Source organism: Draconibacterium orientale (genome assembly GCF_900111425.1).
Taxonomy (GTDB): domain Bacteria; phylum Bacteroidota; class Bacteroidia; order Bacteroidales; family Prolixibacteraceae; genus Draconibacterium; species Draconibacterium orientale.
Window position 1 is genome coordinate 95,787 of record NZ_FOHT01000020.1, and the last position, 6,000, is coordinate 101,786.

At 39.2% G+C, this 6,000-nt stretch carries 4 protein-coding genes; 2 read left to right on the top strand and 2 right to left on the bottom strand.

All coding sequences use genetic code 11. The annotated features are described in order from the left end of the window. Positions 1-84 precede the first annotated feature (84 nt). Entirely contained in the window at positions 85-807 is a 723-nt protein-coding gene (locus BMW53_RS12100; RefSeq protein WP_038562133.1) for a cytidylate kinase-like family protein, read from the bottom strand. A 298-nt stretch (positions 808-1,105) separates the two neighbouring features. On the opposite strand from BMW53_RS12100, the gene BMW53_RS12105 reads away from it, so the two are divergent. Further along, the gene (locus tag BMW53_RS12105) at positions 1,106-2,497 is read left to right on the top strand and encodes an aminopeptidase P family protein (protein WP_074780706.1); all 1,392 of its coding nucleotides are present in this window, start codon (positions 1,106-1,108) and stop codon (positions 2,495-2,497) included. Between the two features lie 15 nt (positions 2,498-2,512). Here the strand turns inward: BMW53_RS12105 and BMW53_RS12110 are convergent, their stop codons facing one another. Continuing rightward, positions 2,513-2,950 carry an arsenate reductase/protein-tyrosine-phosphatase family protein gene (locus BMW53_RS12110; RefSeq protein WP_038562128.1) on the bottom strand — a complete coding sequence of 146 codons (438 nt, stop codon included), beginning with the start codon at positions 2,948-2,950 and terminating at the stop codon, positions 2,513-2,515. A 494-nt stretch (positions 2,951-3,444) separates the two neighbouring features. Here BMW53_RS12110 and BMW53_RS12115 point away from each other — a divergent pair, with 494 nt between their 5' ends. Next, on the top strand, positions 3,445-5,571 hold the full coding sequence (locus BMW53_RS12115) for a DUF349 domain-containing protein (protein WP_074780709.1): 2,127 nt from the start codon (positions 3,445-3,447) through the stop codon (positions 5,569-5,571). The last annotated feature ends 429 nt before the right edge of the window (positions 5,572-6,000 follow it).

A 6,000-nucleotide genomic window follows, 5' to 3' on the forward strand; every position in this document is an offset into this window, starting at 1 on the left:
CACTGAAGATAAGCAACTTCAGTAGTATGAGAAAAGGGTAAGACCAAATAATCTTACCCTTTTTTTATGGGAAATATTGCTCGTTTAATGAAACGCCATTTTGTGGCTGAATTTATGAAGAATACCTTTTTCTTCAACGGCAAACTCTACCAGGTTAACTGCCTGCTCGTTGGTAAATGATCCGCGGTTTATCGTTAGATCAAAAAATTCTTCACGCAAGCTGCTTTCTCTAAGAGTTTTACGAAATGCCGCCCGCTCTTTTTCAACTTTTTCAATAAAAGCAATTGCTTCGTTCCGGTTGAGTTTATTATTCGTCATTATGGTATTTATCCGATAGCCAAGCGGTGCGGTTAAGCGAATGTGCAGCGCATTTTTAATGTCGCTGGCAATAATATGGCTTGCCCGGCCAACAATGATGCAATGTCCGTCAATAGCAAGCGTGCGTACTACTTCTTTTACCGTTTTAATAATCGTTTCCTCACTTTTATAACGCTTCTCACTAAAAGCTTTTAAAATCTCTTCAAAAACATAGCGGTCGGTCTTTTTAAAGGTTCGGCGCACCATTTCCGGATCCAGATCAAGCTCCCTGGCGCTTTCGTAGAATATTTCCTTACTCAATACACTCCACGAATCCTTCGGGTGTTTCTTGTTAAGTCGTTCGGCAATTAGCCGTGCCAAAACCAAACCGTTACATCCCACTTCCCGGGAAATGGTTATCACCGGTCCTGCTTCACTCATGTTGTCATATTCATGAGTTTTGGCCTCTTTCAGGCGGCTGTTCAGATAGTTCATCAATGAATTTCCCATAATTTCCAAGCTTTGTTACATTATAGATTACGCTAATTATGGTAATCATGTTATGTTTTTGCCGGTGATTTTAGTGCCAGTCCTAACCGGCTTTACAACTTTCCTGAATTGAGCTCATATTATTGTTGTTTTTAACTGTCAGATTATCTGTTGTTTGGCAGCCCCTTCTCCCTTGTTGTGACAAGAGTCAGCTCTATTCTGAACGCGAAAAACTATCTTTAACTTCTGTTAATTTTTTATTATTCTAAATAATTATCAGAAACAGTATCTTCGTGAAATTTTTATAAAACTGCACAATATGTTTGACAAAAATACTTACACCGACCGTAGAAATAAGCTTAAATCCAAAGGCTTAAAAGGTATTGGATTATTCCTCGGAAATGGCGAATCGCCAATGAATTGTTTGGACAATACTTATCATTTTCGCCAGGATAGTTCTTTTCTGTATTTTTTCGGTCTTGATTTTCCCGGGCTGGCCGGAGTAATTGACTTTGAAAGTGGCGATGAATACATTTTTGGCGACGATGTTGAAATTGACGACATTATTTGGATGGGGCCACAGGTTGCTTTAAAAGATAATGCAGCAAAAGTGGGAATTGCCAAAACAGCGCCATTCGCAAAACTTTTCGATATTGTAAAAAAAGCGATGGATGCCAGGCGAAAGGTTCATTTCCTTCCGGCATATCGCGGCGAGAATAAAATTTTGCTCGAGAAGTTAACCGGACTTTCTGCGTTGTCGGTTCAGAATTACGCATCGCTGGAGTTTATTAAAGCCATTATTTCGATTCGGGAAATTAAGGAAGTGCAGGAAGTGGAAGAGATAAAAAAAGCCTGTGCAACCGGTTATCAAATGCATGTAGCGGCAATGCGCATGGCGCAACCCGGAACCTGGGAGCAAAAAATTGCCGGAACGATGGAAGGTATTTCATTTGCCGGTGGTGGAATGGCATCTTTTCCTATCATCCTTTCGCAAAATGGTGAAACATTGCACAATCACGATCATTCGCAAACGCTCGAAAAAGGCCGTTTAATGTTATGCGACGCCGGTGCAGAGTCATTACTTCATTATGCATCCGATTTTACACGTACTACGCCGGTAGGTGGCCAATTCTCCAGCAAGCAACGCGAGGTTTATGAAGTGGTTCTGGCTGCCAATAATAAGGCCACAGAACTTACCAGGCCGGGCGTTACCTATTTGTCTGTTCACATGGCTGCAGCCGAGGTAATTGCTGCCGGATTAAAAGAGCTGGGATTAATAAAAGGAGATGTAAAAGAAGCGGTGGCTGCCGGAGCACACGCCCTGTTTTTTCCACACGGTTTGGGACACATGATGGGACTGGATGTTCACGATATGGAAGATCTGGGACAGATTTATGTGGGCTACGATGATGAGACAAGGCCGTCGGATCAGTTTGGGGCAGCAGCTTTACGTTTGGGCAAACGTTTAAAACCGGGCTTTGTAATTACCAACGAACCGGGCTGTTATTTTATTCCGGCGCTGATTAACAAGTGGCAGGCCGAAGGCATAAACAAAGACTTTATCAACTTCGATAAACTGAATGAATACCGTGATTTTGGCGGGATCCGTTTGGAAGATGATATTTTGGTTACCGAAACCGGTAGCGAAATAATAGGAGAGCGGGTTCCGATTGAACCGGATGAAGTTGAAAAGATCGTTCAACAAGGATAAATAGTAGAAAGGCATTCATAGTTGTGAGTGCCTTTTTTTTAATATCCGGTGGTAAAAATAATCCATTTCCGATAGAAGCTCATCGCGCACAGCACAACATCGTTCCCGAATTTCTTCCTGCGATTTGGCGCCTTTGTAAGGGCTTTTAAAACCCAAATGAAGCTTCCTTTTATACTTTACTCTCGGAATTGTTAACTCTTCGTTTGTTCCTTCGCCAACTGTAATCAGGTAATCAAAATCCATATCGGCATATTCCGAAAAATTATGAGGAACACTTTGTTTTAAATTAATTCCCGCTTCGCCCATCACTTCCATGGCAATTGTACTGACATGATCCACCGGATCTAATCCGGCAGAATAAATGCAAAGATTTTCATCATTGAAGTTTCGAAGTATGGCTTCTGCCATTTGACTTCTGCATGAGTTTCGGTTGCTTAAGAATAAAATACTTATCCCATCATTTTAGATTTAAGTTGGTAACCGTTTAAAATTGGAAAATGTAATTTACTATAATTTTTTCACATTAAAAATGTCTTATGATTTGATAGTAAAACTTTTAACAATGTTTTGGAACATAATTTCAGAATACAGTTAAATGAACAAAGTTGCAGAAATAACTTTAATCTGAAAATGTAAAGTATAAGTGTACAAACCCTGCTAAAAATGGCTCGTACAGAAGATTTTAGCCAATAAAGTTGCAAAAATGTAATGGCTAACCAATTGAAAACCAATTGCTATAAAATTCATAAACTATTATTTTCTCTGATTAATTGAGTATTAATGGGGATTTCCCTATTTTCGTAGGTGAATGATATCATGAAACGAGCATGTAAATCATTTACATTCGCAAGAATGATTTAACGAGGCGAGTTACATACGATACCGTTGAATATAAACAATTTAAATCGTATGAAAATCGTTTCAATACGATGTAAAAAATACTGTAAATGGAACCTATAGATCTAAAAAACTCGGAAGAGTTAAAGCGTACGGAGAATACTGACCTTGAGAATTCTGAAGTTAAACCAACCTCGGAAGAAGCTGTTAAATCGGAAGAACCGAATACTGTTGAGGATGAAAAAAGTGTTGAAACAACCGAGGAGGAAACACCCGAACAGCCTGCGGCAGAATCTGTTGAAGGAACTGCAAAGGAAGAGCCTCAAGCGGAAGTAGCAGAAGAACCGGAAAGTAAATCGGAGCCCGAACCAAAGTCAGAAGAAGAAAGTACAACTGATTCAGCTGAAGTTTCTGGTGATACTACTGAAGAAAAAGAGCAGCAAACAACGGAAAGCACAGTCGAAAAAGCCGAGCCTGTTAAAGAAGAAAAACCGGAAAAACGAGAGGCGGTTGATTATTCTAATTATTCTCAGGTTGAGCTTGTTAATGCACTTCGCGATGTGCTTGAAGATGATGACAGTGATATCAGAGTAAAAGAAGAAATAGACACCATTAAAGCAGCATTTTACAAGAATTTGAAAGAAAGCATAGAAGCTGATAAAAAGAAATTTATTGCTGATGGTGGTGATGAAGAGGCTTTTAAACCCGAAGAAGACCCCTACGAAAAAGACATTAAAGATCTGCTAAAAAAATACCGCCACATTCGTATCGAGCACAACAAGCAGATGGAAGCCGAAAAAGAGGAAAATTTGCAGAAAAAATATGATGTAATTGAAAAAATTAAAGGCTTAATCAATAACGAAGAGTCGATTAATAAAACCTTTAATGAATTTCGTGATCTTCAAAGAGAATGGCGTGAGATTGGTTTGGTTCCGCAATCAAAAATGAAAAATCTTTGGGACACTTATCATTTTCATGTTGAGAATTTCTACGATTACATCAAAATCAACCGCGAGCTGCGCGATCTGGATTTGAAAAAGAATCTGGAAGCGAAAATTAAACTTTGCGAGCGGGCAGAGGAGTTGTTGGTTGAAGAGCCATCAATTCTAAAAGCATTTAATACGCTTCAGAAATATCACGAACAATGGCGCGAAATTGGACCGGTGCCGCGTGAGCAAAAAGATGATATTTGGGAACGTTTTAAGGCAGCAACAACCAAGATAAATAAAAAGCATCAGGATTTTTTCGAGAATAGAAAAGTTGAGCAAAAGAAAAACCTGGAAGCCAAAACTGCACTGTGCGAAAAAGCTGAAGAGATCATTCAGGAGGAAATAAAAAACCATAAAGAGTGGGACGAAAAATCGAGGCAACTAGTTGAATTGCAGAAAGTTTGGCGCACAATTGGTTTCGCACCCCGAAAAGATAACAATAAAATTTACGAGCGTTTTCGTACTGCCTGCGATGCATTTTTTAATGCCAAACGCGCATTTTACGCTAAAAACAAAGAAGAGCAACAAAATAATCTGCAGTTAAAAACTGATTTGTGTGTTCAGGCGGAGTCGCTGAAAGACAGTGAAGATTGGAGAAAAACAACACAGGACTTTATTAACATTCAGAAAAAATGGAAAGAAATAGGCCCGGTGCCTCGTAAATACTCTGATATTTTATGGAAACGTTTCCGTGCCGCATGCGACTCTTTCTTTGATAAAAAATCAGAGCATTTCTCGGATGTGGATACTGAGCAGGATGATAATCTGAAATTGAAAGAAGACCTGATTAAAGAGGTGGAGAACTTTAAACCGATTGACGACGTTGATACAAATCTGGAAACGCTTAAAACTTTCCAGCGCAGGTGGACAGAAATTGGCCATGTTCCGTTTAAAAAGAAAGACGAAATTAAAGTACAGTTCAGAGATGCAATCAACAAACTTTTCGACGATCTTAATCTGGACGATGAAAAGCGCAACCTGCTGAAATTCAGGAATAAAATGTCGTCGTTCTCGGAGTCGTCGCGTGGGCAAAACAAAATGCGCATGGAACGCGATAAGTACATGAACAAAATGAAGCAGCTGGAAAACGACCTAGTACTGCTGGATAATAACGTTGGATTTTTTGCCAAATCGAAAAATGCAGAATCGCTGATTAAGGATGTGAAAAAGAAAATTGAGGTAACCAAGCAAAAAATTGAATTGTTGAAAGACAAAATCCGGGTTATCGATGAAATGGATAATGACTAAAGAATAAAATGTAATATTTAAAAGCCGGTTTTTACCGGCTTTTTTCCTGAAAGCAACTTTGGTAAAAACAAAAAAGTTCACGCAGAGTAGATCACTAAGTTTTCGCAAAGCACGCAAAACAGATTCTATACCTTTGCGAATTTTGCGCTTCTTCTTTTCTTTGCGTGAAACAATATTGATGTCCTTTCATCCCTGTTGGTGATTCCATAAATCATGAATGTTTTTCTGAAAGTCCCCATCTTTTTAGGTGTATTGCCTTTTGTGTTTCGTCCGGAAGCACCATCTGGCTTCGATCTGCTTTCTTCGCCGGACGATTTCGCTTTGGTCATTTCTTGAGGCTGTCCAAAAAGGCGGTCTCTTTTTTTATGCTGCAATTTCAGAATAGTAGTTTTTCATCCAGATTTTAGATTGTTGCTTTTTCAAGTTGTT

Bases quoted from the DNA above. Each gene is read 5' to 3' on its own strand.
- BMW53_RS12105 (WP_074780706.1), top strand. From the start codon at position 1,106: ATGTTTGACAAAAATACTTACACCGACCGTAGAAATAAGCTTAAATCC.
- BMW53_RS12100 (WP_038562133.1), bottom strand. From the start codon at position 807: ATGGGAAATTCATTGATGAACTATCTGAACAGCCGCCTGAAAGAGGCC.
- BMW53_RS12115 (WP_074780709.1), top strand. From the start codon at position 3,445: ATGGAACCTATAGATCTAAAAAACTCGGAAGAGTTAAAGCGTACGGAG.